Source organism: Nonomuraea sp. B1E8, from assembly GCF_039871515.1.
In the GTDB taxonomy this organism is placed as follows: Bacteria; Actinomycetota; Actinomycetes; order Streptosporangiales; family Streptosporangiaceae; genus Nonomuraea.
Genome location: NZ_JBDPLS010000002.1, coordinates 37,978 through 64,326, shown reverse-complemented (window position 1 = coordinate 64,326; position 26,349 = coordinate 37,978). Strand labels below are relative to the sequence as shown.

Below are 26,349 nucleotides of genomic sequence, written 5' to 3'. Positions count from 1 at the left end.
CGCTGCTAGCGCGTGGCGCCCGCCCTGCGCTTGGTCCACACGTCGAAGGCCACCGCGGCGAGGAGGACGGCGCCCTTGACGAGCATGACGCGCTCGCTCGGCGAGCCGATCAGGGACATGCCGTTGTTGATGACCGCCATGATCAGACCGCCGGTGATCGCGCCGACGATCTTACCGACGCCGCCCTGGACGGCCGCGCCGCCGATGAACGCCGCCGCGATGGCGTCCAGCTCGAAGGCGTTGCCCGCCGTGGGGCCCGCCTGGTTGAGCCGGCCGGCGAAGATGATGCCGGCGATGGCCGACAGCACGCCCATGTTCACGAAGATCCAGAAGACCACCGACTTGACGCGTACGCCGGACATGACCGCCGCCTGGAGGTTGCCGCCGATCGCGTAGATCTGCCGGCCGAACACGGTCCTGCCGGCCATCAGCGAGTACGCCAGCACGAGCACGGCCAGCAGGACCAGCACCCACGGGAGGTTGTTGAAGCGGGCCAGTTGCACCACGAGGAAAAGGATCAGCGCGGCGCCGGCCGCCATCTTCACCACGAACAGCGCCATCGGGTCGACCACCTGCCCGTACCCCTGGCGGGCGGTGCGCGAACGCCACTGGGCGGCGACCATGCCGGCGACGGCGAAGAGGCCGACCAGCAGGCTGAACAGGTCGGCGCCGCCGAGCGGGCCGAGGCCGATGTTGCCGAGATAGCCGCTGGTGAAGCCGTTGGCGAGCGTGCGGACCTGGTCGGGGAACGGGCCGATGCCCTGGTTGCCGAGCACGGTCAGCGTCAGCGCCCGGAACAGCAGCATGCCGGCCAGCGTCACGATGAACGCCGGAATGCCGAAATAGGCGATCCAGTAGCCCTGCCAGGCCCCGATGAGGGCTCCGGCCACCAGCGTGATGAGCAGGGCCAGCGGCCACGGCACGCTCATGTTGACCATGAGCACCGCGGCCAGCCCGCCCGTGACGGCGACCACCGAGCCGACGGACAGGTCGATGTGCCCGGCGATGATGACGAGGATCATCCCGATCGCGAGGATCAGCACGTAGGAGTTCTGGACGATGATGTTCGAGATGTTCTGCGGTGTGAGCAGGGCTCCGTCGGTCAGCACCGAGAACAGCGCGACGATCAGCGCGAAGGCGATGTAGATGCCGCTCGATCGCAGGTTGAGCGACAGTCCGCCGAGCGACACCCGGCCCGGCCGCCGTGGCGATCCTCCGTCGCCCTTGGCGCCGACCTCCACGTCGGCGGGCGTGATGCTGCTCATGTGAGCTACTCCTGTCCCTTGGTCATGAGGTGCATGAGGCGTTCCTGCGTGGCGTCCCGGCGCGGCACCTCGCCCGTGACGCGCCCCTCGGAGAGCGTGTAGATGCGGTCGCACAGGCCCAGCAGCTCAGGCAGCTCGGAGGAGATCACGAGCACGGCCTTGCCCTGGTCGGCCAGGCGGTTGATGATCGTGTAGATCTCGTACTTGGCGCCGACGTCGATGCCGCGGGTGGGCTCGTCGAGGATGAGCACGTCGGGCTCGGTGAGGATCCACTTGGAGAGCACGACCTTCTGCTGGTTGCCGCCGCTCAGCTGGCCGACGATGCTCGACACGCTGGGCGCCTTGATGTTCATGCTCTTGTGGAACTCCTCGGCGACGCGATATTCCTCCATCTCGTCGACCCAGCCGCGCTTGGACATCCCGCGCAGCCCGGCGGCGCTGATGTTGCGCTTGACGTCCTCGATGAGGTTGAGCCCGTACCTCTTGCGGTCCTCGGTGGCGTAGGCGATGCCGTGTTTGATGGCGTCCTGGACGTTGCGGATCTCGACCGGCTTGCCGTCCTTGAAGATCTTGCCGGTGATGTGCACGCCGTACGTCCGCCCGAAGACGCTCATCGCGAGCTCCGTGCGACCGGCGCCCATCAGCCCGGCCAGGCCGACGATCTCGCCGCGGCGCAGCGAGAGCGCGGCGCCGTCGACCACCTTCCTGCCGGGCTGGCTGGGGCTGTGCACCGTCCAGTCCTCGATGCGCAGCACCTCGTCGCCGATCGTCGGCTCGTGCGGCGGGAACCGGTTGTCGAGCGCGCGGCCGACCATGCCGGAGATGATGCGGTCCTCCGTGACCTGGTCGGTGGCCATGTCCAGGGTCTCGATGGTGCGGCCGTCGCGGATGATCGTGACGGAGTCGGCGATCGCGGTCACCTCGTTGAGCTTGTGCGAGATGATCACGCAGGTAATGCCCTCGTCGCGCAGGCCGCGCAGCAGGTCGAGCAGGTGCGCGGAGTCGTCGTCGTTGAGCGCGGCGGTGGGCTCGTCGAGGATGAGCAGTCTCACCTCCTTCGCCAGCGCCTTGGCGATCTCCACGAGCTGCTGCTTGCCCACGCCGATGTCGGCGATCGCCGTGGTCGGGTTCTCCCGCAGCCCGACCCGCTTCATCAGCGTGGCGGCCTCGTAGTTGGTGCGGTTCCAGTCGATGAGGCCGCGCCTCGCGCGCTCGTTGCCGAGGAAGATGTTCTCGGCGATCGACAGTTGCGGGCTGAGCGCCAGCTCCTGGTGGATGATGACGATGCCGGCGCGCTCGCTGTCGCGGATGCTCCCGAACTCGCACCGCCGGCCCTCGAAGGTGATCTCGCCCTCGTAGTCGCCGTGCGGGTAGACGCCCGACAGCACCTTCATCAGCGTCGACTTGCCTGCGCCGTTCTCACCGCAGATGGCGTGGATCTCGCCCCGCCGGACGGACAGGTTGACGTCCTGCAGCGCCTTGACGCCGGGGAACGTCTTGGTGATCCCGCTCATCCGCAAGATTTGCTCGGTCATTACGCCCCTCGCTCACCGCCGGGCAGGCCCGGGGACCTCGCCGGTCCCCGGGCACCCGGCCTTACTTGAGCTGGTCCTCGGTGTAGTAGTTGCCGCCGATGATGACGTCCTTGTAGTTGCTCTTGTCGACGATCACCGGTTCGAGCAGGTACGAGGGCACGACCTTGTTGCCGTTGTCGTAGTCCTTGGTGTTGTTCACCTCGGGCTGGCCGCCCTTGAGCACGGCGTCGGCCATCTTCACGGTCTGCTCGGCGAGCTCGCGGGTGTCCTTGAAGATGGTGGAGTACTGCTCGTCGGCGATGATCGACTTGACCGAGGCGAGCTCGGCGTCCTGGCCGGTCACGATCGGGTACGCCTGGCCGCTGCGGCCGTAGCCGGAGCTCTTGAGCGCCGACAGGATGCCGATCGACAGGCCGTCGTAGGGCGAGAGCACGCCGTCGACCTTGGCGCCGCCGGTGTAGGTCTTGGTGAGGATGTCCTCCATGCGCTTCTGCGCGGTGGCCGGGTCCCAGCGCAGGATCGCGGCGGTCTTGAAGTCGGTCTGGCCGCTCTTCACCACGAGCGTGCCGTCGTCGATCTTCGGCTGGAGCACGGACATGGCGCCGTTCCAGAAGAACGTGGCGTTGTTGTCGTCGGGCGAGCCGCCGAACAACTCGACGTTGAACGGGCCCTTCTCGCCGTCCTCGACGCCGAGGCCCTTCAGCAGCGAGGTCGCCTGCTGCACGCCCACCTTGTAGTTGTCGAACGTGGCGTAGTAGTCGACGTTGGGGCTGTTGCGGATCAACCGGTCGTAGGCGATGACCGGGATCTTGTTGTCGGCGGCCTGCTGGAGCTGCGACGTGATCGCGGTGCCGTCGATCGAGGCGATGATCAGCAGCTTGGCGCCCTTGGTGATCTGGTTCTCGATCTGGTTGGCCTGCGTGGGGATGTCGTTCTCCGCGTACTGCAGGTCGACCTTGTAGCCCAGCTTCTCGAGCTGCTCCTTGACGTTGTCGCCGTCGTGGATCCAGCGCTCCGACGACTTGGTGGGCATCGTGACGCCGACCAGGGCGCCGGCGTTGCCGGCCGCGGCGGAGGCGGAGGCTTCGGCGTCGATCGTCTTCGTGCTCGAACCGCAGGCCGTCATGGTCGCGGCGAGCGCGATGGCGGACACCACGCCCCCGATTCGTCCCAACCTCATGTCATCTCCTTGCGAAGGGGGTCGCGGCAGCGCTGGACGTCGCGGCTGCCGGTAGAGCGGTGATTCCCATCACAGAACGTGACGAATAACAACAAATTTCGCGTTCACCACCGCCCGATTGTTATCGTTAACAAAGCCCTTGTCAACGGCCGCCCATAACCGACAGGTAACTATCCCGAAACGTCTCCCCGCAGGTCAACGGCTTGAGCGGGCCGAGAACACCCGCTGCAAAAGGATGAAGACGAACAACAGCAGACCGATGAAGATCTTCGTCCACCACGAGGAGAGCGTGCCCTCGAAACTGATGATCGTCTGGATCAGGCCGAGCACGAGCACGCCGAGCACGGTGCCGAGCAGGAAACCGCTGCCACCGGTCAGCAGCGTGCCGCCGATGACCACCGCCGCGATCGCGTCCAGCTCCATGCCCACGGCGTGCAGGCCGTAGCCGGAGAGCATGTAGAACGACAGCAGCACCCCGCCGAGCGCCGAGCAGAAGCCGCTGATCGTGTAGACCGCGATCTTCGTCCGGCCCACGGGCAGGCCCATCAGCATCGCCGACTGCTCGCTGCCGCCGGTGGCGTAGACCGAGCGGCCCAGCCGGGTGTAGTGCAGCACGTACGCCGCCACGACCACGACCACCACCGCGATGACCACGCTCGGTGAGATCCACAGATCGGCGAACAGGTCGATCCTGGTCTGCGCGAACGCCGTGAACGTCGTGTCCTCGATCGGGATCGAGTCGGTCCCGATCGTGTAGCACAACCCTCGGGCCAGGAACATGCCCGCCAGCGTCACGATGAACGGCTGGATGTCGAAGGCGTGCACGATCGCGCCCATCACCAGCCCCAGCCCCGACCCGATCGCCAGCACCAGCGGGATCACCACGTACGGCGGCCACCCCGGCCCCGCCATCAGGCTGGCCGCGATCATCGTCGACAGCGCCACCACCGAGCCCACCGACAGGTCGATGCCCCCCGTCAGGATCACGAACGTCATCCCCACCGCCACGACCAGCAGGAACGCGTTGTCGATGAAGACGTTGAGCACCACCTGCCCGCTGGCGAACCCCTCGTAGCGGATCCCGCCCGCCACGAACATGGCCGCGAACAAGCAGCCGGTCACCAGCACCGGCAGGTATTTCGCGGGCACGGCCCGGCCCAGGGTCATCGTGCTCATGCTCATCGCCTCACTCCGTCCGGCGGGCTCGGCCGCCATACGCCGCCACCTGCTCATGGCCTCACTCCGCCCGGCGGCACTTCCTCGCGCACCCGCGCCGGCTCCTCGGCCACGGCGCCCGGCGGGGCGGTCCTGCCCCTCCTGCCGAACACCTTCGCGCGGAAGGACGGCGACTGGATGAGGCAGACCGCCGTCACGACCAGCGCCTTGAACAGCAGCGTCGTCTCCGGCGGCACGCCGATCGAGTAGACGGTCGTGGTCAGGGTCTGGATGATGAGCGCGCCCAGCACGGTGCCGCCCAGCGAGAACCGGCCGCCGGCCAGCGACGTGCCGCCGATCACGACGGCCAGGATGGCGTCCAGCTCGATCCACAACCCGGCGTTGTTGCCGTCGGCGCTGGAGACGTTCGAGCTGATCATCAGGCCGGCCACGCCGGCGCACAGCGCGGCGAACGCGTACACCATGAGGATGATCCCGCGCGACCTGATGCCGGCCAGCCGGCTCGCCTCGGCGTTGCCGCCGACCGACTCGATCAACACCCCCAGCGCCAGCCGCCGGGTCAGGAACGCGGTGATCCCCAGCACCGCGAGCACGATCAGGACGCCGAACGGCACGGTCAGCCAGTAGCCGCCGCCGATCACCTTGTACGCCTCGCTGTTGACGGTGATGATCTGCCCGCCGGTGATGAGCTGGGCCAGGCCGCGCCCGGCCACCATGAGGATGAGCGTGGCGATGATCGGCTGGATGCCGATGCCCGCGACGAGGAACCCGTTCCACGCTCCCAGCGCCAGGCAGAGCCCGAGCGCCAGCGCCACCGCCGTGAACACGCCGGCGTCCTGGCTGATCTGCAGGCACGCCAGCGCGCCCGAGATCGCCACCACGGAGCCCACCGACAGGTCGATGCCGCCGGTGGCGATGACGAGCGTCATGCCGAGCGCGACCAGGATCAGCGGAGCCCCGAACCGCAGGATGTCGATCAGGCTGCCGTACAGGTGACCGTCCCTGACCTGGATCGACAGGAAGCTCGGGGTGAAGAGCACGTTGAGCGCCAGCAGCAGCACGAGGACCACCGCCGGCCAGAGCAGCCGTCTCATGCGTCCCGGCCCCCGCTCGCGATCGTCTCCATGAGCACGTCCGTGGTCAGCTCGTCGCCGTTGGGCAGCTCGGCCACCAGCCGCCGGTCGCGCAGCACCTCGACCTTGTGGCTGAGCCGCAGCACCTCCTCCAGTTCGGCCGAGATGAACAGCACCGCCACGCCGCCGTCGGACAGCTCCGCCACCAGCCGCTGGATCTCGGTCTTCGCGCCGACGTCGATGCCCCGGGTGGGCTCGTCGAGGATGAGCAGGCGCGGCTCCAGGATGAGCCACCTGGCCAGCACCACCTTCTGCTGGTTGCCGCCGCTGAGGTCGCGTACGAGGTGCTCGGGGTTGGGCGGGCTGATCCGCAGCGCCTTGACGTACCTGCCGACCAGTTCGTCCTGCTGCTCTCTCGGCACCGGTCTCGTCCAGCCCCGGGTGGCCTGGAGGGCCAGGATGATGTTCTCGCGCACGGTCAGGTCGGGGATGAGCCCGTCCTCCTTGCGGTTCTCCGAGCAGAACGCGATCTTGTGATTGATGGCCGCGCGCGGCGTGCGCAGAGACGCCGGCGATCCGCCGACCGCGATCTCGCCCGTGCCCGCGTGGTCCGCGCCGAACAACAACCGCGCGATCTCCGTACGGCCCGAGCCGAGCAACCCGGCCAGGCCCACGACCTCGCCCTCGTGGACGGTGAGCGAGAACGGCTCGATGGCGCCCGCCCTGCCGAGCTCGCGCGCCTCGACCAGCGGGCGGTCGAAGACCCTGGCCTCGCCGTGCAGGCGTTCGAGCACGTCCAGTTCCTGGCCGATCATCTTGGCGACGAGCTGCACCTGGCTGAGCTCGCTGGTCAGGTATTCGCCGACGAGCCGACCGTTGCGAAGGATCGTCATACGATCCGAAATTTCGTAGATCTGGTCGAGAAAATGGGAGACGAAGAGGATGGCGATGCCCTCCTCCTTGAGCCGCCTCATCACCATGAACAGCTGCTCGACCTCGCCCGCGTCCAGGCTGGACGTGGGCTCGTCGAGGATCAGCACCCTCGCGTCGACGTCGAGCGCCCGCGCGATCGCCACCATCTGCTGGATCGCCAGCGAGTACGTCGACAGCGGCGCCGACACGTCCAGGCTCAGCTCCAGCCGCGACAGCAGTTCGGCCGCCCTGGCCCGCATCCGCTTCCAGTCGATACGGCCCAGGCGGCGCGGCTCCCGGCCGATGAGGACGTTCTCGGCGACCGAGAGGTTCGTGCAGAGGTTGACCTCCTGGTAGACCGTGCTGATGCCGGCCTGCCGCGCCTCCAGGGGGCTGCCGAACGCCACGGCGGCGCCGTCCAGTTCGATGGTGCCCGTGTCGGCGGGGTACACGCCGGTGAGCACCTTGATCAGGGTGGACTTGCCCGCGCCGTTCTCTCCCATGAGCGCGTGCACCTCTCCGGGTGACAACCGCAGGTCCACGCCGTCCAGGGCTTTCACGCCCGGAAACTGTTTGCCGATCCCGCTCATCGTCAGGACCGGCGCGGGTACGGCCATACGCCTTTTCCCCTTCGCAGGTGACGGCCGGGGCCGGGGCGGCCCCGGCCGTGCGGTCAGTACTGGCGGGTGGACAGGACCTGCTTGGCCTGCTCCTGGGTGAACGTCGTCTCCTCGGTCACCACGCGGGCGGGCACCTGCTCGCCCTTGACGACCTTCTTGGCCAGGTCCATCAGCTGCGGGCCGAGCAGCGGGGAGCACTCGACGATGAAGTTGATCTTCCCGTCGGCGAGCGCCTGCATGCCGTCCTTGACGGCGTCCACAGTGATGATCTTGATGTCCTGGCCGGGCGTCTTGCCCGCGCCCTCGATCGCCTCGATCGCCCCCAGGCCCATGTCGTCGTTGTGCGCGTAGAGCACGTCGATGTCCGGGTTCGACTTAAGGAAGGCCTCCATGACCTCCTTGCCCTTGGCCCTGGTGAAGTCACCGGTCTGCGAGGCGATGATCTTGAACTTCGGGTCGGCCCCGATGACCTCCGCGAACCCGGCCTTGCGGTCGTTCGCCGGCGCCGAGCCGGTCGTGCCCTGCAACTCGACGATGTTCACCGTCTCGGTGGTGTCCTTGTACTCCTCCACCAGCCACTGGCCGGCCTTCTTGCCCTCCTCGACGAAGTCCGAGCCGAGGAAGGTCTTGTACAGGGTCGTGTCCTTGGAGTCCACGGCGCGGTCGGTCAGGATGACCGGGATCTTCGCGTTCTGGGCCTCCTTGAGCACCGTGTCCCAGCCCGACTCCACCACCGGCGAGAAGGCGATGACGTCCACCCTCTGCTGGACGAAGGAGCGGATGGCCTTGATCTGGTTCTCCTGCTTCTGCTGGGCGTCGGAGAACTTGAGCGTGATGCCCGCTTTCTGGGCGGATTCCTGGACGGACTTGGTGTTCGCGGTGCGCCATCCGCTCTCCGCTCCCACCTGGGAGAAGCCCATGGTGATCGAGCCGTCCGCGCCACCCGAGCCGTCTGCGCCGTCCGAGCCGGCACTGCCGCTGCCGCCACTACCGCACGCCGCCACCGACATCGCGGTGAGCCCGGCGAGCACCAGCGCCGAGATCCTCTTCAACACGTGGGGGGTCCCTTCCTATGTGAGCGCTAACATTCCGAGGGGAACGCCAGCGCCTCCTACCTTCCTGCCGTTCACCTTCTCCTGCTCGACACATCACGAGCGGCGGCCGAAGCCGCGCTCCTTTTCGGTCTGGCCCCGACTGTGAACGTTAACAAAGGGTCTCGTCAAGGGGCCGACGGATTACGGTCAGGTCACGCGAACCGCCGCGTCGGCGCAGCACGTGCCCACGTCACCTACTTCTGGACCCTCAGAACCGAGGCAGGCGCCCAAGCGACGTGCCGCAACCGGTGACGCGGGACGCGGCCCTCAGCGCGTCACCTCCCCCTGACGTGACCGCGCGGTGCGGCTACGGGACGAGGCGGTAGTAGGTCGTCATCCGGCCCTCGCCGTCGAGCACGTGGAACGCGAGCGCCGGCGGCAGGTCGTAGTCGATGCAGGTGTCGAACGTCGTGCCGCCCTCCCACGGAAGCCTCACCGTGGACACGACTCCGGGAGCGACCAGCAGCGGGCGTCCGGCGAACGTGGTGGCGGCCGGCATGTGCGCATGGCCGACCAGCACGGCCGGCACGTCCGCACGACCGGCGAGCAGCTCCTCCAGCCGCTCCGGCCGGTGCAACCTGATCCCGTCCAGCGGCGGGCTCTGCAGCGTCACCGGCGGATGGTGGAAGGCCACGAACACCGGGCGGTCGGCGCCGTCCAGCACTCCTTCGAGCCAGGTGATCGTCTCGTCATCCAGCCGCCCTGCGTTCTCGCCGGGGATGGACGAGTCGCACATGGCGTAGATCGCGCGGTCGGTGCGGAGCACCTGGTTGACGGGCCCGTCAACCAGGTGCTGCGCACCGAGCAGGACCCGGCGGAACTCCGCCCGCACGTCGTGGTTGCCGGGCCCGGTCAGTACGGGGTGACGCGAAGTGAGCACCTTCCCGGCCTGCTCGTACTCCTCGGCCAGCCCGTGATCGGCGATGTCGCCGGTCACCAGCACCGCGTCGAGGTCGTACGGCAGCGCGTCAAGGTAGCGCATCACCCTGTCGGCGCGCGCGACGGCGGCGGGCGTGGCGCCGATGTGGATGTCGCTCAGATGGGCGATCAGGATCATGAACGTGGATCCTTCCGATGGTCACGGCCCGGCGGGAGGAACCCCGCGGGCGGCCCGGTCGTTTCTCCGGATGAGTGTACGAAGCCGGAGGAGGGGCATTGGGCTGGCACTACAGAAAGTCGATCAAGGTGGGGCCGTTCCGGATCAACCTGTCGCGGCGCGGCGTCGGCCACAGCTTCGGCAACCGGCGTTTCCGGGTCACGACCGGCCCCGACGGCCGCCGCCACGTGTCCGTGCACCTGCCGGGCGGCTTCCACATAGGCAAGACGTTGGGGTCGCAGCGTCACCGGCACTAGTCAGCTTCTCGGCCCGGAAGGGACCGAGCTTGCGGTTCCTCGCCGTCGATGGCTTCGATCTGGTGCTGCCACGACAGACAGCGATCATCGAAGGGCTGGGCGGCCGGCGGGCGGAAGGCACCTGCTGGTCCACCACCGCCCGGAGTCGCGCTGTCGGTCCTGGTCAACTCCCTCAAAGGCGTCTCGGCGCGGCTCCTCCGCAAACAATCCGGCCCGCACGTCCGCCAATGTCTGTGGCGCGGGCATTTCTGGTCCCGTCCTGCTTCGCCGCGTCCTGCGGCAGTGCCCCACTGTCGATCATCAAGGAGTACATCGAGAACCAGAAGCGGCCGAGCTGAGCAGCTCACGCGTGCAACCGTCACAGCACCACGCGGCCTGCCGTGCAGTCTGAAGTGCTCACCCGGTGCGCACTTCGGCCGGGACACCGCGGTCGCCCGTCACGGTCAGGCGACGATGGCCAGCAGCGTGGTGACCGACGCGGCGAGCGCCGGGTCACCCGTCATGTCGGCGCGCTCGCGGGCCTGATCGGGGGTGACGCCCCTGGTGGCCAGGCGCCAGAACGTGTCCTGGTCCATCGAGACGCGGGCGGCGGACTCCGCACCGGCCTGGGACATCCTCCAGCGGCCCGCGCGCCTGGTGGCGGACCACCGGCCGCCGGCGGGCCCGGTCACCTCCAGCGCGACCGTGGTCCCCTCCGGGCGCTCCTCCGAGCGGAGTGTGTACGGCAGGGCCCGGGCGAAGACGTCCAGCACCGGCCCCATCAGGGCGGGGTCGTCGGCCCCGGGAGCGGAGACGGCGTCGCGCACCTGCTGCTGGTGCACCCAGAATTCGGTGTACTCGCGCCCGATGTCGAGCCACGCGGGGCTGCCGACGTCCGTGGCGGCCCAGGACACGTCCAGGTCGGCGGGCCCGCCCAGGTCGCGGGCCGCCCACAGGTCGTCGAGCTGCCCGCCGAGCCGGCCGAGCAGGTCGATCATCACGCGCGGGCTGATCTGGCGCAGCGCCTCGGCGAACTGGCCGTTGACGCGGGCCAGGTAGGAGGGCAGCGTCTCGTCGCCGGCGAAGACGGCACGGCCGTAGCCGTCGCGGCTGCCCGACAGCCGCCGCATGTAGTCGTTGAGCACGTGGGCCACGACGTCGTGGACGTCCCATCCGGGGCAGACCGTCGGCCTCGACCAGTCCTCCGGCGCGAGCCCGCCGAGGAGGTCCAGCAGGGCCCGCCGCTCGCGCGGGAACAGCGGGCGTACGTCGATGACAGGGCCGAAGATCGTCATACCTCCGACATTATGCGGCCGGCGGGGAATTCAACCGTCTCCGACCTTCAGCCCGAACGCCGACAACTTCTGCTCGTGGTGCTCGATGAGGCCGAGGCGCCGGTAGAAGGCGTGGTTGGCCACCCCTTCCGGCGTGGACTCATGATCGGTGGTCAGCATGAAGTAGCGGCAGTGCGCGTAACGTTCCTTCAGGTGCTCCAGCAGCCGCCGCCCGATGCCCTGGCCGTGAAACTCCTTGTCGACCAGCAACTCCTGGACGTAGCAGATCATCTCGTCGTCCGACACCGTCCGCGCCAGGCCGACAAGCCGCCCCGCCTCGTCCCTGGCGGTGAGGACCAGGTGCGAGTTCGCCAGGCTCCGGCAGACCCTGGCGATGTCACGTGTCCACGGTCCCCAGCCGACCGAGTCGTAGAGTGCGAAAACCTCGGCTTCGTCGAACGACCGCTCCGGAGCGATGACCACCACTGATGAGACTCCTTATCTTCTGCGGCAAAAAAGGATATCTCCGATGCTGCGGGACGGTTGATCCTGGTGTGCGGCCTGCCGGGCGCGGGCAAGACGACGCTCGCCCGCCGCCTGGCCGCCGAGCTCCCGGCCGTGCGGCTGTGCCCGGACGAATGGCTGGCGCGCCTCGACCTCGATCTCTTCGACGACGGGGCCCGCGACCGGCTGGAACGGCAACTCTGGCGGCACGCCCAGGAGCTGCTGCGGCTCGGTCAGGTCGTGGTCCTGGAGTACGGCTTCTGGTCGCGGGCCGAGCGCGACGAGCTTCGGCTGGCCGCCCGGGCCCTTGGGGCGGCCGTGGAGTTGCGTTATCTCGCGGCGCCGATCGACGAGCTCTGCCGACGCCTGGAGTCGCGCAACGCGAGCGGAGCCGGCGACACGGTCCCGATCACGCGGGACATGCTGGAGGAGTGGGCCCGCCTCTTCGAGGCTCCGGACCGGGACGAACTCGCCCTCTTCGACCCGCCCTGACGGCGGGGTCCGGAGGCTCGCGGCATTCGACGGCCGGCCGGCGCTCATGACCACCTGGTCATGGACGGACGGGGGCGTCGTGGGCGACGGTCGATGCCATGACCAGCAACCAGTCCGAGAAGACGAATCGTGAGATAGTCGTCGGCGCCTTCGCCGAGTTCGCGCGGGGCGACACCGGCATCCTGGCCGAGGTCCTCCACCCGGACTTCGTCGAGCACAGTCCGGGCAACCCGTCGGGTCGCGACCGGTTCATCGAGCACATCCTCAAGGCGCCGGTCGCGAACGCCGCTCTGGACCTGAAGCGCGTCATCGCCGGTGATGATCTCGTCGTGCTGCACTACTGCCTCACCCCGCACGACGACTCGCCGGCGCTCGCCGTCGTCGACATCTGGCGAGTGGCGGATGGCCTGATCGTGGAGCATTGGGACGTCGTCCAGCCGGTGCCCGGCAACGCCGAGACCCCGAACGGGATGTTCTGAACGTCCGTCACGTCAGAGATCCGCCGGTGGCGCACCCGCTCGGATCGACAGTTCCCCCAATGCGGCGGCCGTTTCGGCGTTGACGGGCAAGTACGTCTCGATGACGACGTCGTGCAACGTGAGATCGTAGGCGCTGCCGAACGTCGTCACCGTGTTCAGCAGGGAGAGCTCGTGACCGGCATACTCGATGTTGAGGGGCAGTGCTATCTCGTGCTCCATGGTGGCGGCGAACCCGGCCACGTCTTCTCCGGCACCGTAGTGGGCGAGTTCGCCGAGCAACGCGCGCAACACGGGATCGTCCGTCCGCTCCACCTGCCGGGCGAGTCGCGCGAGCATGGCCCGGCGGACCTCGCTGAAGTTCCGCACCCTCGGCGCGACACCGGCCGGGTGCAACCCGAGTCGCATCATGTTCACCGGTTCCCGCAACAGGTCGTCCCGAGCTCCTTGCATCAGGATCCGCGCGGCGGGATTGGCCCAGAGGAGATTCCAGCGGCCATCCATGGCAAGTGCCGGATACGGCTGGTGCGCGGCGACGATCCGGCGGACCGCGACGAGCGCGGGAACGAGCTCGGGCGAGTCGAGGGGCCGCTCAGGATAGCTCGGGGCGTGGCCGGCAGCCAGAAGGATCCGGTTTCTCTCACGGAGCGGGATATCGAGGTACGAAGCCAGCCGGAGTATGGTTTCCCGGCTGGGGTTGGCTCGGCCCGTCTCGACGTAACTGATGTGCCGCGTGGACACGCCAGATCGTGAGGAGAGTTCGAGCTGGCTCAATCCGCACTTGCGCCGCCAGTGGCGTAGGGCCTGCCCAGGGGTCCGAGACTCACCCATGACAGACGACATGTTCCGGCTCATGCTCTCTGTGTAGTCGCTCAGGCGGCTCACCGGGCTCGGATCCGGCAACCCTGGCAGCCCAGCTGCAGAGCTAGCCCTCTCGGATCCCGCGAACGGCGACCGAGCCTGGTCCGGAGTCGAAAGCGGCCCTCCGCCATCAGACGGAGGGCCGCTTTCGACTGTCTCGGCTTGAGTGGAGCTATGGGGATTCGAACCCCAGACCTCCTCCATGCCATGGAGGCGCGCTACCAACTGCGCCATAGCCCCTTGCGATCACCAAGTGTATAGGAGATCCGGAGCCCTCGTGTCACACCGAAGCCTCGTGATACGTCTTAGACGTCATGTCGACGTTTGAGGAGCACAGAAGCCTGCTGGCCGGAGTCGCGTACCGGATCCTCGGCAGCGTCGCCGACGCCGAGGACGTCGTCCAGGAGGCGTGGTTGCGCTGGTCAAGGGTGGACGAGGCGGGCGTCGACGACGCCAGGGCCTATCTGGTCAGGGTGACCTCGCGGCTGGCCCTCGACCGGCTGCGGTGGGCGAAGTCGCGGCGCGAGTCGTACGTCGGGCCGTGGTTGCCCGAGCCGATCAGCACCGCCCCGGACGCCGCCGAGCACGCCGAGGTGGCCGAATCCGTGGAGATGGCGCTGCTCGTGGTTCTGGAGACGCTGTCGCCGCTTGAGCGGGCCGTGTTCGTGTTGCGGGAGGCGTTCGACCTGCCGTTCGCCGAGATCGCGGAGATCATCGCACGCAGCGAACCGGCCACCAGGCAGCTCGCCCGGCGGGCGCGCGAGCACGTACGCGAGAAGCGGCCGCGGTTCGACGTGGACCGTGAGCAACGCAGGCGGATGACGGAGCGGTTCGTCAGCGCCTCGGCGGAGGGGGACCTGGACACGCTGATCGCGATGTTCGCCGACGAGGTCACGATGGTCACCGACGGCGGCGGCAAGGCCAGGGCCGCGCTGCGGACCATCACGGGGGCGGAGAACGTCGGCCGCTTCCTGACGTCGATCAGCCGCCCCGAGAACCTCGCCCGCTTCATGAGCTCGGTCGGCCTGGCGCGGGCGGAGGGGGTCTCCTTCGGCTCCGCGGTGCTGAACAACGCCCCGGCGATCGTCGTCTCGGCGGCCGGGCGGGTGGTGACGGTCATCTCGCTGGAGGTCTCGGAGGGGAGGATCAGCACGATCTACCTCATCGCCAACCCGGACAAGATCGCCCATCTGGAGCCGGCGGCGAGCGAGGCCGGCTGACCGGTCAGGCGGCGCGGCGGGTGGGGACGCCCGCCTCCCGTACGAGTGCCGGCAGGTCCACGCCCGCGTCCGCGAGGATCGCGGCGGCGCCGTTGGCGGGGTCGGCGAGCAGGCCCCACAGCACCCGCTCCCCCGTGACCGGCCCCGGCCGCCACGCCGCCACCTCGATGACCTTTCTGGCGTGCATGGCCAGCGGGAGCTGCCCGAGCGGACCGTAGAGGGTGACGCGTAGCGGGCGGACCCGCGAGCGGCGCAGGCTCCACAGGCCGGGTTCGTCCGTGCCCGCCCTGGTGCGGCGGTGCACCGCGTCGAGGTCGATGCCGATCGTGGCCAGCAGCGCCCGGGGGTCGCCGGCGCCGACGCGCTCGCGCACGTCGGCCGTGCAGGGCTTCGCTAGGCGCAGGTGGTGCGCATGGTCAGGGCCGCCTCTTCCAGCGTGCACGCGACCTCGACCCGCCCCAGCTCGGCCGTGCTGCTCACGTGCGTGCCGCCGCACGGGATGGACGCCTCACCCTCCGGCAACGAGCACCGCCAGGTGCGCCGGGCCGTCAGCTCCGGCCCCGGTACGTCGACGATGACCGGCGCCCCGGCGGCCACCCAGGCGGCGAGCTGCTCGTTCACGCGCCGGGTGACCTGCGCCAGGTCCAGCCCTTCGGCGCTGAAGCCCTTCCTCCGCAACGACTTGCCCAGGCGGTAGACGTCCACGCTGCCGCGCGGCACGATCCGCGACGAGGTGATCGCCGCCTGGTCGAAGTCGGGCCGCCCGAGCCCGTCGAGCGCCGGCTCCTTGCGCCAGCGGTCGGCCAGCGCCGCGTTGAGGGCGAGCGCGGCCAGGTGGCAGGCGGTGTGGCCGGCCGAGAGCCCCGCACGGAAGCCGGCGTCCACCTCCAGCTCCACCTCGGCCCCCACGGGCAACGGCTCCGAGGTGACGTGCAGGACCAGCCACTCCCACCCCTCGGTGCCGCGCCGCACCGGGATGTCCCCGCCGGCGAACACCTCACCGGAGCTCGACTGGGCCCCTGTGACGCAGTCGAGAACCGGCAGGCCCGCGATCGTGCCCCGATCGGCGGGCTGGTCGGGCCAGGTGTGGTCGAGGGGGTGGAAGGGCGTCTCGGCGACGACCAGGCCGTGCCGGTCCCCCACCGGCACGGCTCCTTCGATCCGCGAGCGGCCGCTGACCCGGCCGGACGGGAAGGTGACGACGGTGGATCTCATCCGCCGATCTTCCCAGCCTCGGCGGGTCGCCGCTCGTCCTCCAGGTAGCGGTCGCGGCCCGCGTACAGGCCGGTGCAGAGCTGCGCCACGAGGACCAGGAAGATCATCGTGTACGGCAGCGCCCACCCGCCGGTGGCCTCGCGCAGCACGCCGACCAGCAGCGGTCCCGCACCCGAGATGAGGTAGCCGGTGCTCTGCCCGAAGGCTGACAACCCGGCCGTGGCCTCCGGCGTGCGGGTGCGCAGCGCCAGCATCATCAGCGCCAGCGGGAACGACCCCATGCCCACGGCCACCAGCACGATCCAGGCCGGCGCCATGGACGCGGGCCCGAACCACAACCCGAGGAACCCCGCCGCGTAGAACGCCACGAGCCCCACCACGACGGGTCGCTGGTCGCGGAAGCGGGAGGCGACCATGGGCGTGGCGATGGAGACCGGGATGTTCAGCGCGGTGAACACCCCCAGGATCAGCCCGGCCTGCGACGTGGTGTAGCCGCCGTCGATGAGGATGGTGGGAAGCCAGCCGAACATGATGTACGCGATCATCGCCTGGGTGCCGAAATAGATCGCCACCGTCCACGCCAGCCGGCTTCTGACCATCCGGCGGATGCCCGCGTCCCCGGCGCCCGTGTCCCGCTCCGGCTCGCTGCGCAGCAGCGCGAGCCACGGAACGGCGGCCACGGCGGCCAGGGCCGCCCACACGCCGAGGGCGATGTGCCAGTCGCCCGACGCGCGCTCGATCGGCACGGTCGCGGCGGCGGCGAGCATGGTGCCGGCGGCCAGGGCCGTGGTGTAGACGGTGGTCATGATCCCGGTGCGGGCCGGGAAGTGCCGCTTGATCAGCGTCGGGATGAGCACGTTGCCGACGGCTCCGCCGGACAGCGCGACCGCGCTGCTCAGCAGGAATATCTCGGCGGATCCCGCCATTGACCTGATGAGCATGCCCATGCCGAGCGTGACGAGGGCGAGCAGCAGCAACCGGTGCTCGCCCACGCGCCTGGCCAGCGTGGGGGTGATCGCCCCGACGCTGGCGAAGGCCAGCACGGGCAGCGTCGTGAGCACGCCGGTGCCGACGCTCGTCATGCCGAGCGCTCCGGCGAGCTGGTCGAGCAGCGGCCCCACGCTGGTGACGGCGGTGCGCAGGTTGAGCGCGGCGAGCACGATCCCCAGCACGAGCAGCCACGCGAGAGGGCTGGTACGGCCTCTGGACTCCTGGGCGAGCACGCTCATATGCCGGAGATCCTCCGTTCATCAAATCATGGGACGAATCACCAGCCTAACAGGAGTTAAAGGGCACTTTATTCCTGACCCATGACAAGCCCCCGAGCCTCGCGGGGCCCGGGGGCGATGCCGGTGGACGATACTCCGGTCAGAGAAGGGGACGCGGCGGCCCCTCGGGGGGCTGGCCGTGCGGCGGCACCGGCCCGGGAGGCGGGAGCGTGCCACCGGGAGGCGCCCCGCCGCCGCCGACCGTGCCGGGCGGCACGGACTGCTCTCCGCCGTACGTCGAGCTGACCGACTCCACGCCCTCCATGAACTCGGGGAAGCTCTCGAACTGCGTCCACTGGTTGTAGGCCACCGTAATGGGGGCCTCTACGTCTACGGAGTGTTCGATACTGCTCATGGGATCAGCCACTGCCCCGGCGGGCACGGCGATAACGCCGCGCGGGCCGCCGTCACCGACGGCGCAGCAGCCAGTAGAGGCCCACCAGCGGCAACACGAGCGGGATGAACAGGTAACCCCGGCCGTACGCCGACCAGACCGTCTCGTCGGGGAACGCCGACGGATCCACCAGGCTGGCGGTGCCGATGATCAGCACGCCGGCCAGCTCGATGCCGAGCGCGGCCAGCGCCAGCCCGCGCGCACCCCGCAGGAGCGCCACGGTGAGCACGATGTAGACGAGCGCCGCGAAGGCCGACAACGAGTAGGCCAGCGGCGCCTCGGAGAACCGGCCGGCGATCTGCACGGCCGCCCGCGCGCCCGCGGCCAGCGAGAACAGCCCGTAGACGGCGATCAGGGCGCGCCCGGGCCCGGAGCCGATGGCGGCGCTCACGCCACGCCCTGCCAGATCTGCAGCAGCCGCCCGTTCATCACCGCGATCGCGAACCCGGCCACGACCAGGATGGCCGGCCCCCACCTGCTCCGCTCGGCCAGCGCCAGGAACACCCCGGCGGGCGGGATCAGCACCCCGCCGCCGATGTAGCCGAACAGCGTCACCTTGTCGCCGGGCCCCGCTCCGCCGGCGACCGCCGCGATCACGAAGCCGGCCTGGACGAGCAGGGCCACCTCGAGCAGGGCGAACCCGGACAGCAGCACCATGCCCATCGGCCGGTTGCGGATCGCGACGACCAGGCTCATGAGCATGAGCAGCAGGGAGCCGGCGATGACGATCGTGGAGACGACGGTGTTCATCGCAGGTAAGGCTATCGCCCGTGCAGGTCGGTCTCGATTCCGTCCAGCACCCAGGTAAGCCCGCGCTCGAAGTTGTCGTCGGGCCGCCGTCTCGCTGGTGCCGATCGCGCTCATAGGATCGAAGTCGTGGAAAGAATCCTCGTCAGCGCCTGCCTGATGGGGCGCAAGGTGCGCTACGACGGCGGCGCGAAGACCAGTTCCGACGCCTTGCTCGCAACGTGGCGGGCGGAGGGACGGCTGGTGCCGTTCTGCCCAGAGGTCGAGGGCGGGCTGCCGGTGCCGCGCCCGGCCGCCGAGATCGAGGGCGGCGCGGGCGGCGCGGCCGTGCTCTCGGGCGCGGCGCGCGTGCTGGCGGCCGACGGCTCCAACGTGACGGCCGCGTTCCTGTCAGGCGCGCGGTCGGCGCTCGCGCTGGCGCGTTCGTCCGGGATCCGGATGGCGGTGCTCAAGGAAGGCAGCCCCTCGTGCGGCGGGCTGTCCATCTACGACGGCACCTTCGAGGGGCGCCGCACGCCGGGCCAGGGCGTCACGACGGCGTTGCTCGAACTCGACGGCATCCGCGTGTTCGGCGAGGGCCGGCTCGACGAGGCCGCCGCCTACCTGCGCACGCTGGAGACGTAGAAGGCTCCGGCGAGGCCCGCGGCGAGCACGGCCGCCATCGAGCCGTGATACCACGTGAGCAGCGCCGAGCCGGCCCCGCCGAGCGCCGTGGCCAGGATGCCCAGCACCACCCCGCCCAGCGCCGCCGCATGACTGTAGACGAGCCCGCTCCAGGCCCAGGAGCGCCCGGCCAGCGCGCCGCGGGCGCCGGCGAGCACGGCGGCCGCGCACAGCGTCTCGACGACCGCGGCCGGGATGATCACGGGCTCGCCCATCAGGCCGGGAACGACACCCCAATGCGGCAGCGCGAACGACAGGAAGACCAGCGCGTAGCAGGCGGACAGCCAGCCCAGCGCCCTGCGGAGAGCGTCCATGCGGTCCACGCTCGCATCCGGCCGCACGCCGTGTCGTCGTCCCTAAGGAGACGGCTCGGATACGCCGTCGGAGGTAGGGAGCAGCCGTCTCACCAGGTGGATCACCTCGTCGATCGTCACCCTGGCGTCCTCGCCGCTCTCGCACGCGGCCACCTCGCGGCCCGCTTCGCCCATCATGGTCGTGAGCAGCACGACGAGTACGTGGCTCTCGCGCGTGTCCGCCAGGCCGAGCAGGCGTTTGTTGCCGCCGATCCAGTCCCAGCCGCGCTGCCGGCGCAGCGTGACGAACTCGGCGGGGCCGTCGTTTCCCAGGAACAACCTGGCCACCTCGCGGTGCTCCCACGAGCCCTCCAGGTAGGCGCGGGCGCCGGCGAGGAACCGTTCGGCGGTGCCTTCCGCGGCCTTGGCCGCCTTGGAGGTGCGCTCCTCCTGCCCGCGCATGAACTGCTCCCACAACGCCAGGAACAGGCCGGGCTTGCCGCCGAAGTGGTGGTAGAGGCTGCCGACGCTGATGCGGGACGCCTCGACGATGTCGGCGACGGTCGCCTCGGCGTACCCCTTGGCCAGGAAGACCTCGCGGGCGGCGCGCAGCAGCGTGTCGCGGGTGCCGCTCGACCGGCCCCACCGTCGGCTCTTCATCGGATCTCCTTCGCCGGTGCCGGGCGGTAGCGACGGCCCACAGTACCGCCGGGCGGACAGCTGGGGCGGGCAGCTCGAAGGCGGCTTTCCCGGCACCTCTAGGATCGGACACCTGGAGGTGAACTGTCATGTTGCGGGCGTTTCTGAGGACGGAGGCGGGCAGTACGACCGTGCTGCTCGGCGCCACCGTGCTCGCCCTGCTGTGGGCGAACTCGCCGTGGGGCGACACGTACGAGGCCTTCTGGCACATACCGACAGGCATCTCCTTCAACGACGCGCTGTTCTCCCTCGACCTGCGGCACTGGGTCAACGACGGCCTGATGGCGGTCTTCTTCTTCCTCATCGGCCTCGAGGTGTCGTACGAAGTGCGGCTCGGGCAGTTGCGCGACCGCCGGCTCCTCGCCGTGCCGGCCGTGGCGGCGCTGGGCGGGATCCTCGTCCCGGCCGGGATCTACCTCCTGCTGAACTTCGGCGGGCCGGGAGCCGTCGGCTGGGGCGTGCCGATCGCCACCGACACCGCGTTCGTGCTGGGCGTGCTCGCCGTCGTGGGGGCCCGCTGCCCCGATCCGCTCCGGGCGTTCCTGATGACGCTGGCCATCGTGGACGATGTGCTGGCGATCCTGGTCATCGCGCTGTTCTACACGGACAGCCTGTCCGTTCCCGCGCTCCTCACCGCGTTCGGGCTGCTCGCCGCGATCCTGACCCTGCGCAAGCTGAAGATCTGGCGGGCTCCCGCCTACATCGTGCTGGGCTTCGGGCTCTGGGTGGCCACGCTGGAGAGCGGGATCCACCCCACGCTGGTCGGCATCGCGCTGGGCATCCTGGTCTTCGTCTACGCGCCGACCGACCAGAAGCTGTTGCTCGCCGGCGAGGCCGTGCACTCGTTCACCAGCTCCCCGAGCGCGCAGGCCGCCAGGGAGGCCACGATGCGGGTGCAGCGGGCCGTCTCGGTCAACGAGCGGCTGCGGCTGCGGCTGCAGCCGTGGAGCTCGTACGTGATCGTGCCGGTGTTCGCGCTGGCCAACGCCGGGGTGGTGCTGGACGGGGAGGCCCTGCGGGCCGCCGTCACCTCGCCCGTGTCGATCGGTGTGGTGTTGGGGCTGCTGCTGGGCAAGTTCGTCGGCATCTCGCTGGGCACGTGGGTGCCGCTGCGGTTCGGATGGGGCAGCCTGCCGGGCAACCTGGTCTGGGGGCAGTTGTTCGGTGGCGCGGCGGTCTCCGGGATCGGCTTCACCGTCTCCCTGTTCATCGTGGACCTGGCCTTCGACGACCATCCGGGCATCCAGTCGCAGGCGAAGATCGGGATTTTGGCGGGGTCGCTGCTGTCCGCGGTGCTGGGATGGTTGATCTTCAAGCTGGCGTGGGACCGCGGCGGGGTGTGCGCGCCGCCCGAGGCCGAGCCCGAGGAGGAGCTGCCCGAGCTGCTTGCCGTGCCGGTGGGGCCCGGCGACCACGTGCGCGGGCCGGCGAAGGCCAAGGTGACGATCGTGGAGTACGGAGACTTCGAGTGCCCCTACTGCGGGCGGCTCCACCCGGTGCTGGAGGAGCTGCTCAGGAAGAACCCGGACGTGCGCGTGGTGTTCCGGCACTTCCCGCTGCGCACGCTGCATCCGCGGGCCGCCTCCGCGGCGGTCGTGGCCGAGTCCGCGGACGACGCCGGCCGGTTCTGGGAGATGCACGACATCCTCTTCGACAACCAGCGCTTCCTCACCGACGCCGACCTCGAGCACTACGCCGCCCAGATCGACGTCGAGCCCTGGACGGACGTCTCCCGCCACACCGCCAGGATCGCCGCCGACGAGATCTCGGGCCGCGACAGCGGCGTGCGCGGCACCCCCACCCTCTTCCTCAACGGCGTGCGCTATCAGGGCGCCCTGGATCTCGGCTCGATCAGCAAGGCGGTGGACGAAGCCCGCCGATCCACTACCGTCGAGGAGACCCCGCAACCCCCGGAGTTGGCCTGATGCTCAATGTGATCACCATCATCTTCCCCCTCATCATGGTCGTCGTGCTGGTGGGCGGCGTCATCGTGACCGCCATGAACCGGCGCGCCCATGGGCGCGGCGCGACGCTGGGCATGGCGGGCTGCGCCGTGCTGCTCGTGGGGGTGCTGGTCAACGTCGTCCTCGGGTTCATCGCCACGTCGATGTACGACGCCCTGGGCGCGGGCGGCGCCGCCATGCTCATCGGCGCCCTCGGCATGCTCTTCAACGCGACCGGCACGGGCCTGCTGATCGCGGGCGTGATCGCCCGGCGCGACCCGCAGCAACCGCACTACCCGCAGCCCGGCCAGGCGCAGGGCTGGCAGCAGCAGCCGATCCAGCACCAGCAGCCCTACCCCCAGCAGCCCCAGCAGCCCTCGCAGCCCCAGCAGCAGGGCTGGCGGCAGCCGCCTTACGGCGGCCAGGGCTAGCGGCCGCCGGCGCCCCTCTCGCGCGGCTTCCGTCGTGTCATACAGACGGAATTTCCCCCGGAAGTGTGACAATGTGGGCGTAACTCACAAGCGCGTGGGGGGGATCATGACGCGAGAGCAGCCAGACAGGCAGGAACCTGATCCCAACCGGACGATCAGGCATCGCTTCCCGCGCCCGGTCCCGCCGCCCGGCCCGCCCGCACAGGGCCCGCCGGAGTCGCCGTACACGCAGCGCCTGCCCTACACCCCCGACATGCTGCCCGACGTGCCCCTCTACGAAGCCAGGCCGCCCAGGTCCGGCTGGTGGTGGGTGATCGTGGCCGGCGGGCTGGTGCTGCTGATCGCGGCGGTGGCCGTGGCGGCGGTGTTGTGGGTGCGGAGCGACGCCGGCGCCGGGTCGCGGGCCCTCCAGGCGGAGACCGCCGTCACGCGCGCGTGACGTCCGTGGGCCAGGTGTCGAGCGCGCCCGTGGTGGTGCCGGCGCGTGCCGGCCCACTACACCCCAGGCGAGTGGCGGGCAGCGAGGTGGACGCGCTCGCTTCGCCGCCGGGAGCCGGGTCGGTGTCAAGCAGGTCTGCTCCATCCGGGTCTGCGGGCCTGGTTCGCCTCGCGCACGACCGCCCAGGCGTCCGCCACCGGGCCCAGGTGCCGCAGCTTTTCGGGGTTGAGCATGGCGCGGATCGTCTGCACCTGCCTGTCGAGGAGGTCGAGCGTCAAGGTGTTTACGATCCTGCCGTCCCGGTCGCGGAAGATCGCACCCGGCTGGCCGTTCATCTCGTGCGACTCCACAACGCCGCCGATCCGTGCGAACGGCGTAGCGATGGCAGCCAGCGTTCGGGCCACGTGTCCAGCGCCGTAGACACCGTCGCCCCACAGCGGCGCCTTGCCGCCGCTGTCGCCGACCATCCGTACGTCGTCGGCGAGCAGCACGCGCAGCCCGTCCACGTCTCCTTCTCTGAAGGCGTGGAAGAAGCGCCCGGCGAGTTCTTCCCGCTCGCGGCGATCCGCCTCGAACCGGGCGCGCCCGTCGTCCATGTGACGACGCGCCCGGACTGCGAGCTGGCGGCACGCCACCTCCGAGCGCCCCACCGCAGAGGCGACCTCGCCGAAGCCGAACCCGAACACTTCGCGCAGCACGAAAACCGCGCGCTCCAGCGGGCTGAGCCGTTCCAGCAGCAGCAGAGCGGCCATCGACAAGGAGTCGGCCAGTTCAGCCGACCGCTCCGGATCCGCGTACGGATCGGTCAGCAGCGGCTCAGGGAACCACTGCCCGGAGTATTCCTCCCGTCGCACGCGCGCCGAGCGCAGCACGTCGATCGAGATCCGCGACACCGTGGCCGACAGGAACGCCTTGGTCGACCGGGGCTGTGCCTGTGAGGCCTCGTAACGCAGCCAGGTCTCCTGGACCGCGTCCTCTGCTTCGCTCACGCTCCCGAGAATCCGGTAGGCGATCGAGAACAGCAGCGGCATCACTGGCTCGGGGCGGGTCTCGCCGATGGACGCCGTCGACCAGATCCCCAGCACCGTGGACCTGGACATGGTCCGGGCGGTGTTCGAGACCAACGTCTTCGGAGTGATCGCGGTGACCAACGCCATGCTCCCGTTGCTGAGGCGGTCACCGGCGCCGCGCATCATCAACGTCAGCAGCGGTGGCGCGTCGCTGACCATCAACGGCGACCTGGACGGCCCGTTCACGGGGCTGCCGACGTCGGCCGCGTACTCGCCGTCCAAGACCGCGCTGAACGCACTGACCGTGCAATATGCCAACGAGCTTCGCAAGGACGGCATCCTGGTCAACGCCGCCGCCCCCGGCTACGTCGCCACGGACATCAACGACCACAGCGGGTTCCTCACCCCCGCGCAGGGCGCCACGGTCCTGGTACGCCTGGCCACGCTCGGCGCCGATGGACCGACCGCCGGCTTCTTCAGCGCGGACGGCCCCGTGCCCTGGTAGCAGTCGGACGCCCCGGAGCTTCGACGGCACGTGGCGATGCTCCGGGGGTCGGTGCCGGTCAGGGGGCGTGGCGGGCAGCTCGGTGTTGTGCACCCAGGCGACCGGCTCGTCCATCGCCCCCCGGCCTGCCCGCGACCAGCACGGTGAGATGGAGGAACGAACGATCCACCAGACCAACGAAGGGGGAACACGGTGTGGCTCTGTCCAATGGATCAACGTAGTCATGGAGAAGTCTCCATTCATCTCCGATGATGCCCCGTGGTTCTGTGGGCCACATCACCAAGGAGGCAACCATGCGCCCGAGCACGAACACTCCCCCGGACGGCGTGCCCTTCGACGATCACGGAGTCGAGCCCATTCCCGCGTCCGCCAGAGACTCCACTCCCTGGCAGCAGTTCTGGATCTGGACCGGTGCCAACATCGCACCCATCAACTGGGTCCTGGGATCCCTGGGGGTGACGCTCGGTCTGAGCCTCATCGAAACCATCACGGTCATCGCGATCGGCAACCTCATCGGGTGCGCCGTCTTCGGCCTGTTCAATCTGATGGGCCACCGTACGGGCGTCAACCAGATGGTGATCGGCCGGGCGGCGTTCGGCATCAAGGGAGCCATCCTCCCCGGAGTCGTCCAGGGCCTGCTGACCATGGGGTGGGTTGGGGTCAACACCTGGGTCGTGCTGGACCTTACCCTGGCCATTCTCGCCCGCATGGGGGTGCACGGCAGTGTCGGCCTGAAGTATCTCGTCGCCGCCGTCATCATGGCCGTCCAGCTCCTGCTGGCGCTCTACGGTTTCTACGCGATCCGTACCTTCGAGAAGTACACCGTGCCGGCCACCGTGGTGATCATGGCGATCATGACCGTCCTGGCCGTCGCCCAGGTCGACCCGGAATGGGCCACCGCCACCGCCACCACACCGGCCGACAAGGTGACGGCGATCACGCAGTTGCTGACCGCGATCGGCGTCGGATGGGGCATCAGCTGGCTACCCTACTCGGCGGATTACAGTCGTTTCGTGCGCCCGGGCGCGTCCCGCTCATCAGTCTTCTGGTCGACGGCGCTCGGCATGTACGTGCCCACGGTCTGGCTCGCCGCCCTCGGCGCCTACCTGAGCAGCAGCGGGACCGGAAGCGACCCCTCCGATCTGGTGACGAACACGTTCGGCCTGCTCGCGGTGCCCGTCCTGCTCCTCGTCATGCACGGTCCCGTGGCCACGAACATCCTCAACCTCTACTCCTGCTCGCTTGCCGCCCTTTCGGTCGGCATCCGGATCGCCCGCTGGAAGCTGACCCTCATCGCCGGCGGCGTGGCGTCCGCCGTGCTGGCGGTCTTCGTCCAGTCCGACGACTTCGCGCAGGCCTTTGACCACTGGATGGTCTCCATCCTGGTGTGGATCAGCCCGTGGGCGAGCATCCTGCTGGTGGACTTCTTCGTCACCAGGCGCGGCCGGCTCGAGGTGGCGTCCCTGTATCGCGCGGACGCCTCGCCGTACGGGCCGGTCAACGGCCGCGCGTTGCTCGCGCTGGCCGCAGGGCTGGTGGCGGCATGGAGCTGGCAGTACGGCATGGTGCCGCTCACCCAGGGTCCCATCGCCCGCGCGCTGAACGACACCGACTTCTCCTGGCTGTCGGGGGGGCTGGTGGCCGGTGGCCTGTACTACGCGCTGACGCGGGCCCGCGTCCGGGCACAGACATGGACGAGGGTAGGGGAGCGGCCCTGAAGATTCGGCG

At 69.6% G+C, this 26,349-nt stretch carries 30 protein-coding genes, 1 tRNA gene and 1 pseudogene; 11 read left to right on the top strand and 21 right to left on the bottom strand.

All coding sequences use genetic code 11. The features are described from left to right. Positions 1 to 5: 5 nt before the first annotated feature. The 8 genes from mmsB to ABGA98_RS09280 form a co-directional block, all read right to left on the bottom strand. The gene (gene mmsB, locus ABGA98_RS09315; RefSeq protein WP_347617784.1) at positions 6 to 1,265 is read right to left on the bottom strand and encodes a multiple monosaccharide ABC transporter permease; all 1,260 of its coding nucleotides are present in this window, start codon (positions 1,263 to 1,265) and stop codon (positions 6 to 8) included. A 5-nt stretch (positions 1,266 to 1,270) separates the two neighbouring features. Beyond that, a complete protein-coding gene (gene mmsA, locus ABGA98_RS09310) occupies positions 1,271 to 2,800 on the bottom strand; it encodes a multiple monosaccharide ABC transporter ATP-binding protein (protein ID WP_347617783.1) in 1,530 nt (509 codons plus the stop codon). 61 nt (positions 2,801 to 2,861) lie between these two features. Next, on the bottom strand, positions 2,862 to 3,980 hold the full coding sequence (gene chvE, locus ABGA98_RS09305; RefSeq protein ID WP_347617782.1) for a multiple monosaccharide ABC transporter substrate-binding protein: 1,119 nt from the start codon (positions 3,978 to 3,980) through the stop codon (positions 2,862 to 2,864). Between the two features lie 195 nt (positions 3,981 to 4,175). Continuing rightward, complete coding sequence (yjfF, locus tag ABGA98_RS09300; RefSeq protein ID WP_347617781.1) at positions 4,176 to 5,162, bottom strand: galactofuranose ABC transporter, permease protein YjfF; 987 nt, start codon at positions 5,160 to 5,162, stop codon at positions 4,176 to 4,178. Positions 5,163 to 5,209: 47 nt separating this feature from the next. Further along, positions 5,210 to 6,250, bottom strand: a complete 1,041-nt coding sequence (locus tag ABGA98_RS09295; protein WP_347617780.1) for an ABC transporter permease — start codon at positions 6,248 to 6,250, stop codon at positions 5,210 to 5,212. Beyond that, positions 6,247 to 7,701, bottom strand: a complete 1,455-nt coding sequence (locus tag ABGA98_RS09290; protein ID WP_347617779.1) for a sugar ABC transporter ATP-binding protein — start codon at positions 7,699 to 7,701, stop codon at positions 6,247 to 6,249. Before ABGA98_RS09290 ends, ABGA98_RS09295 begins: the two co-directional genes overlap by 4 nt. 113 nt (positions 7,702 to 7,814) lie before the next feature. Further along, on the bottom strand, positions 7,815 to 8,816 hold the full coding sequence (locus ABGA98_RS09285; RefSeq protein ID WP_347617778.1) for an ABC transporter substrate-binding protein: 1,002 nt from the start codon (positions 8,814 to 8,816) through the stop codon (positions 7,815 to 7,817). A 346-nt stretch (positions 8,817 to 9,162) separates the two neighbouring features. Beyond that, positions 9,163 to 9,912, bottom strand: coding sequence for a metallophosphoesterase (locus ABGA98_RS09280; RefSeq protein WP_347617777.1), 750 nt, complete (start codon positions 9,910 to 9,912; stop codon positions 9,163 to 9,165). A 98-nt stretch (positions 9,913 to 10,010) separates the two neighbouring features. Between ABGA98_RS09280 and ABGA98_RS09275 the strand changes: the two genes are divergently transcribed. Next, positions 10,011 to 10,208: a DUF4236 domain-containing protein gene (locus tag ABGA98_RS09275; protein ID WP_347617776.1), complete on the top strand. Its 198-nt coding sequence runs from the start codon at positions 10,011 to 10,013 to the stop codon at positions 10,206 to 10,208. Between the two features lie 118 nt (positions 10,209 to 10,326). Beyond that, positions 10,327 to 10,546, top strand: a pseudogene (tnpA, locus tag ABGA98_RS09270) (IS200/IS605 family transposase); the annotation flags it as partial. A gap of 105 nt (positions 10,547 to 10,651) precedes the next feature. Here tnpA and ABGA98_RS09265 read toward each other — a convergent pair. Both ABGA98_RS09265 and ABGA98_RS09260 read right to left on the bottom strand, forming a co-directional pair. Further along, a complete protein-coding gene (locus tag ABGA98_RS09265; RefSeq protein ID WP_347617775.1) occupies positions 10,652 to 11,482 on the bottom strand; it encodes a maleylpyruvate isomerase family mycothiol-dependent enzyme in 831 nt (276 codons plus the stop codon). 30 nt (positions 11,483 to 11,512) lie between these two features. Next, positions 11,513 to 11,947: a GNAT family N-acetyltransferase gene (locus ABGA98_RS09260; RefSeq protein ID WP_347617774.1), complete on the bottom strand. Its 435-nt coding sequence runs from the start codon at positions 11,945 to 11,947 to the stop codon at positions 11,513 to 11,515. 66 nt (positions 11,948 to 12,013) lie between these two features. Here ABGA98_RS09260 and ABGA98_RS09255 point away from each other — a divergent pair, with 66 nt between their 5' ends. Further along, positions 12,014 to 12,457 carry an AAA family ATPase gene (locus ABGA98_RS09255; RefSeq protein WP_347617773.1) on the top strand — a complete coding sequence of 148 codons (444 nt, stop codon included), beginning with the start codon at positions 12,014 to 12,016 and terminating at the stop codon, positions 12,455 to 12,457. Positions 12,458 to 12,555: 98 nt separating this feature from the next. Further along, a complete protein-coding gene (locus tag ABGA98_RS09250; protein ID WP_347617772.1) occupies positions 12,556 to 12,936 on the top strand; it encodes a nuclear transport factor 2 family protein in 381 nt (126 codons plus the stop codon). A 12-nt stretch (positions 12,937 to 12,948) separates the two neighbouring features. On the opposite strand, the gene ABGA98_RS09245 is transcribed toward ABGA98_RS09250, so the two are convergent. Together ABGA98_RS09245 and ABGA98_RS09240 are read right to left on the bottom strand one after the other, a co-directional pair. Further along, a complete protein-coding gene (locus tag ABGA98_RS09245; RefSeq protein ID WP_347618335.1) occupies positions 12,949 to 13,764 on the bottom strand; it encodes a helix-turn-helix transcriptional regulator in 816 nt (271 codons plus the stop codon). A 197-nt stretch (positions 13,765 to 13,961) separates the two neighbouring features. Next, positions 13,962 to 14,034: transfer RNA gene (locus tag ABGA98_RS09240), tRNA-Ala, on the bottom strand. Between the two features lie 74 nt (positions 14,035 to 14,108). Between ABGA98_RS09240 and sigJ the strand changes: the two genes are divergently transcribed. Then, positions 14,109 to 15,014: an RNA polymerase sigma factor SigJ gene (gene sigJ / locus ABGA98_RS09235; RefSeq protein ID WP_347617771.1), complete on the top strand. Its 906-nt coding sequence runs from the start codon at positions 14,109 to 14,111 to the stop codon at positions 15,012 to 15,014. 4 nt (positions 15,015 to 15,018) lie between these two features. Here sigJ and ABGA98_RS09230 read toward each other — a convergent pair whose 3' ends face one another. From ABGA98_RS09230 to ABGA98_RS09205, 6 genes are all read right to left on the bottom strand, one after another. Further along, positions 15,019 to 15,387 carry a Clp protease N-terminal domain-containing protein gene (locus ABGA98_RS09230; protein ID WP_347617770.1) on the bottom strand — a complete coding sequence of 123 codons (369 nt, stop codon included), beginning with the start codon at positions 15,385 to 15,387 and terminating at the stop codon, positions 15,019 to 15,021. A 20-nt stretch (positions 15,388 to 15,407) separates the two neighbouring features. Continuing rightward, entirely contained in the window at positions 15,408 to 16,229 is an 822-nt protein-coding gene (locus ABGA98_RS09225) for a metal-dependent hydrolase (protein ID WP_347617769.1), read from the bottom strand. Continuing rightward, on the bottom strand, positions 16,226 to 17,458 hold the full coding sequence (locus ABGA98_RS09220; RefSeq protein WP_347617768.1) for an MFS transporter: 1,233 nt from the start codon (positions 17,456 to 17,458) through the stop codon (positions 16,226 to 16,228). Before ABGA98_RS09220 ends, ABGA98_RS09225 begins: the two co-directional genes overlap by 4 nt. 139 nt (positions 17,459 to 17,597) lie before the next feature. After that, a complete protein-coding gene (locus ABGA98_RS09215) occupies positions 17,598 to 17,852 on the bottom strand; it encodes an SRPBCC family protein (RefSeq protein WP_347617767.1) in 255 nt (84 codons plus the stop codon). A gap of 52 nt (positions 17,853 to 17,904) precedes the next feature. Next, positions 17,905 to 18,282: a hypothetical protein gene (locus ABGA98_RS09210; RefSeq protein ID WP_347617766.1), complete on the bottom strand. Its 378-nt coding sequence runs from the start codon at positions 18,280 to 18,282 to the stop codon at positions 17,905 to 17,907. Further along, a complete protein-coding gene (locus ABGA98_RS09205) occupies positions 18,279 to 18,641 on the bottom strand; it encodes a hypothetical protein (protein ID WP_347617765.1) in 363 nt (120 codons plus the stop codon). The genes ABGA98_RS09210 and ABGA98_RS09205 overlap by 4 nt, the downstream gene beginning before the upstream one ends. 126 nt (positions 18,642 to 18,767) lie before the next feature. Between ABGA98_RS09205 and ABGA98_RS09200 the strand changes: the two genes are divergently transcribed. Continuing rightward, the gene (locus ABGA98_RS09200; protein WP_347617764.1) at positions 18,768 to 19,262 is read left to right on the top strand and encodes a DUF523 domain-containing protein; all 495 of its coding nucleotides are present in this window, start codon (positions 18,768 to 18,770) and stop codon (positions 19,260 to 19,262) included. Here ABGA98_RS09200 and ABGA98_RS09195 read toward each other — a convergent pair. Beyond that, the gene (locus ABGA98_RS09195) at positions 19,238 to 19,615 is read right to left on the bottom strand and encodes a hypothetical protein (RefSeq protein ID WP_347617763.1); all 378 of its coding nucleotides are present in this window, start codon (positions 19,613 to 19,615) and stop codon (positions 19,238 to 19,240) included. The two genes, ABGA98_RS09200 and ABGA98_RS09195, sit on opposite strands and share 25 nt — an antisense overlap. Before the next feature lie 42 nt (positions 19,616 to 19,657). Further along, positions 19,658 to 20,254 carry a TetR/AcrR family transcriptional regulator gene (locus tag ABGA98_RS09190; protein ID WP_347617762.1) on the bottom strand — a complete coding sequence of 199 codons (597 nt, stop codon included), beginning with the start codon at positions 20,252 to 20,254 and terminating at the stop codon, positions 19,658 to 19,660. A gap of 128 nt (positions 20,255 to 20,382) precedes the next feature. Between ABGA98_RS09190 and nhaA the strand changes: the two genes are divergently transcribed. The 3 genes from nhaA to ABGA98_RS09175 all read left to right on the top strand — a co-directional run bounded on the left by nhaA (position 20,383) and on the right by ABGA98_RS09175 (position 23,106). After that, positions 20,383 to 22,218 (top strand): Na+/H+ antiporter NhaA, encoded by a 1,836-nt coding sequence (nhaA, locus tag ABGA98_RS09185; protein WP_347617761.1) that lies wholly within the window; start codon positions 20,383 to 20,385, stop codon positions 22,216 to 22,218. Next, positions 22,218 to 22,667, top strand: a complete 450-nt coding sequence (locus ABGA98_RS09180) for a hypothetical protein (protein ID WP_347617760.1) — start codon at positions 22,218 to 22,220, stop codon at positions 22,665 to 22,667. Before nhaA ends, ABGA98_RS09180 begins: the two co-directional genes overlap by 1 nt. Positions 22,668 to 22,773: 106 nt before the next feature. Beyond that, on the top strand, positions 22,774 to 23,106 hold the full coding sequence (locus ABGA98_RS09175) for a hypothetical protein (RefSeq protein ID WP_347617759.1): 333 nt from the start codon (positions 22,774 to 22,776) through the stop codon (positions 23,104 to 23,106). Positions 23,107 to 23,231: 125 nt separating this feature from the next. Here the strand turns inward: ABGA98_RS09175 and ABGA98_RS09170 are convergent, their stop codons facing one another. Further along, positions 23,232 to 24,206 (bottom strand): RNA polymerase sigma-70 factor, encoded by a 975-nt coding sequence (locus tag ABGA98_RS09170; protein WP_347617758.1) that lies wholly within the window; start codon positions 24,204 to 24,206, stop codon positions 23,232 to 23,234. Here ABGA98_RS09170 and ABGA98_RS09165 point away from each other — a divergent pair. Then, on the top strand, positions 24,163 to 24,621 hold the full coding sequence (locus tag ABGA98_RS09165; RefSeq protein ID WP_347617757.1) for an SDR family NAD(P)-dependent oxidoreductase: 459 nt from the start codon (positions 24,163 to 24,165) through the stop codon (positions 24,619 to 24,621). The two genes, ABGA98_RS09170 and ABGA98_RS09165, sit on opposite strands and share 44 nt — an antisense overlap. 293 nt (positions 24,622 to 24,914) lie before the next feature. Next, positions 24,915 to 26,339 carry a cytosine permease gene (locus ABGA98_RS09160; RefSeq protein ID WP_347617756.1) on the top strand — a complete coding sequence of 475 codons (1,425 nt, stop codon included), beginning with the start codon at positions 24,915 to 24,917 and terminating at the stop codon, positions 26,337 to 26,339. Positions 26,340 to 26,349: the final 10 nt, after the last annotated feature.

Coding starts and splice junctions, on each gene's coding strand:
- mmsB (WP_347617784.1), bottom strand. CDS start 1,265: ATGAGCAGCATCACGCCCGCCGACGTGGAGGTCGGCGCCAAGGGCGAC.
- mmsA (WP_347617783.1), bottom strand. CDS start 2,800: ATGACCGAGCAAATCTTGCGGATGAGCGGGATCACCAAGACGTTCCCC.
- chvE (WP_347617782.1), bottom strand. CDS start 3,980: ATGAGGTTGGGACGAATCGGGGGCGTGGTGTCCGCCATCGCGCTCGCC.
- yjfF (WP_347617781.1), bottom strand. CDS start 5,162: ATGAGCATGAGCACGATGACCCTGGGCCGGGCCGTGCCCGCGAAATAC.
- ABGA98_RS09295 (WP_347617780.1), bottom strand. CDS start 6,250: ATGAGACGGCTGCTCTGGCCGGCGGTGGTCCTCGTGCTGCTGCTGGCG.
- ABGA98_RS09280 (WP_347617777.1), bottom strand. CDS start 9,912: ATGATCCTGATCGCCCATCTGAGCGACATCCACATCGGCGCCACGCCC.
- ABGA98_RS09265 (WP_347617775.1), bottom strand. CDS start 11,482: ATGACGATCTTCGGCCCTGTCATCGACGTACGCCCGCTGTTCCCGCGC.
- ABGA98_RS09250 (WP_347617772.1), top strand. CDS start 12,556: ATGACCAGCAACCAGTCCGAGAAGACGAATCGTGAGATAGTCGTCGGC.
- ABGA98_RS09245 (WP_347618335.1), bottom strand. CDS start 13,764: ATGGGTGAGTCTCGGACCCCTGGGCAGGCCCTACGCCACTGGCGGCGC.
- sigJ (WP_347617771.1), top strand. CDS start 14,109: ATGTCGACGTTTGAGGAGCACAGAAGCCTGCTGGCCGGAGTCGCGTAC.
- ABGA98_RS09225 (WP_347617769.1), bottom strand. CDS start 16,229: ATGAGATCCACCGTCGTCACCTTCCCGTCCGGCCGGGTCAGCGGCCGC.
- ABGA98_RS09220 (WP_347617768.1), bottom strand. CDS start 17,458: ATGAGCGTGCTCGCCCAGGAGTCCAGAGGCCGTACCAGCCCTCTCGCG.
- ABGA98_RS09215 (WP_347617767.1), bottom strand. CDS start 17,852: ATGAGCAGTATCGAACACTCCGTAGACGTAGAGGCCCCCATTACGGTG.
- ABGA98_RS09205 (WP_347617765.1), bottom strand. CDS start 18,641: ATGAACACCGTCGTCTCCACGATCGTCATCGCCGGCTCCCTGCTGCTC.
- ABGA98_RS09195 (WP_347617763.1), bottom strand. CDS start 19,615: ATGGACGCTCTCCGCAGGGCGCTGGGCTGGCTGTCCGCCTGCTACGCG.
- ABGA98_RS09190 (WP_347617762.1), bottom strand. CDS start 20,254: ATGAAGAGCCGACGGTGGGGCCGGTCGAGCGGCACCCGCGACACGCTG.
- nhaA (WP_347617761.1), top strand. CDS start 20,383: ATGTTGCGGGCGTTTCTGAGGACGGAGGCGGGCAGTACGACCGTGCTG.
- ABGA98_RS09180 (WP_347617760.1), top strand. CDS start 22,218: ATGCTCAATGTGATCACCATCATCTTCCCCCTCATCATGGTCGTCGTG.
- ABGA98_RS09175 (WP_347617759.1), top strand. CDS start 22,774: ATGACGCGAGAGCAGCCAGACAGGCAGGAACCTGATCCCAACCGGACG.
- ABGA98_RS09165 (WP_347617757.1), top strand. CDS start 24,163: ATGGACGCCGTCGACCAGATCCCCAGCACCGTGGACCTGGACATGGTC.
- ABGA98_RS09170 (WP_347617758.1), bottom strand. CDS start 24,206: ATGTCCAGGTCCACGGTGCTGGGGATCTGGTCGACGGCGTCCATCGGC.
- ABGA98_RS09160 (WP_347617756.1), top strand. CDS start 24,915: ATGCGCCCGAGCACGAACACTCCCCCGGACGGCGTGCCCTTCGACGAT.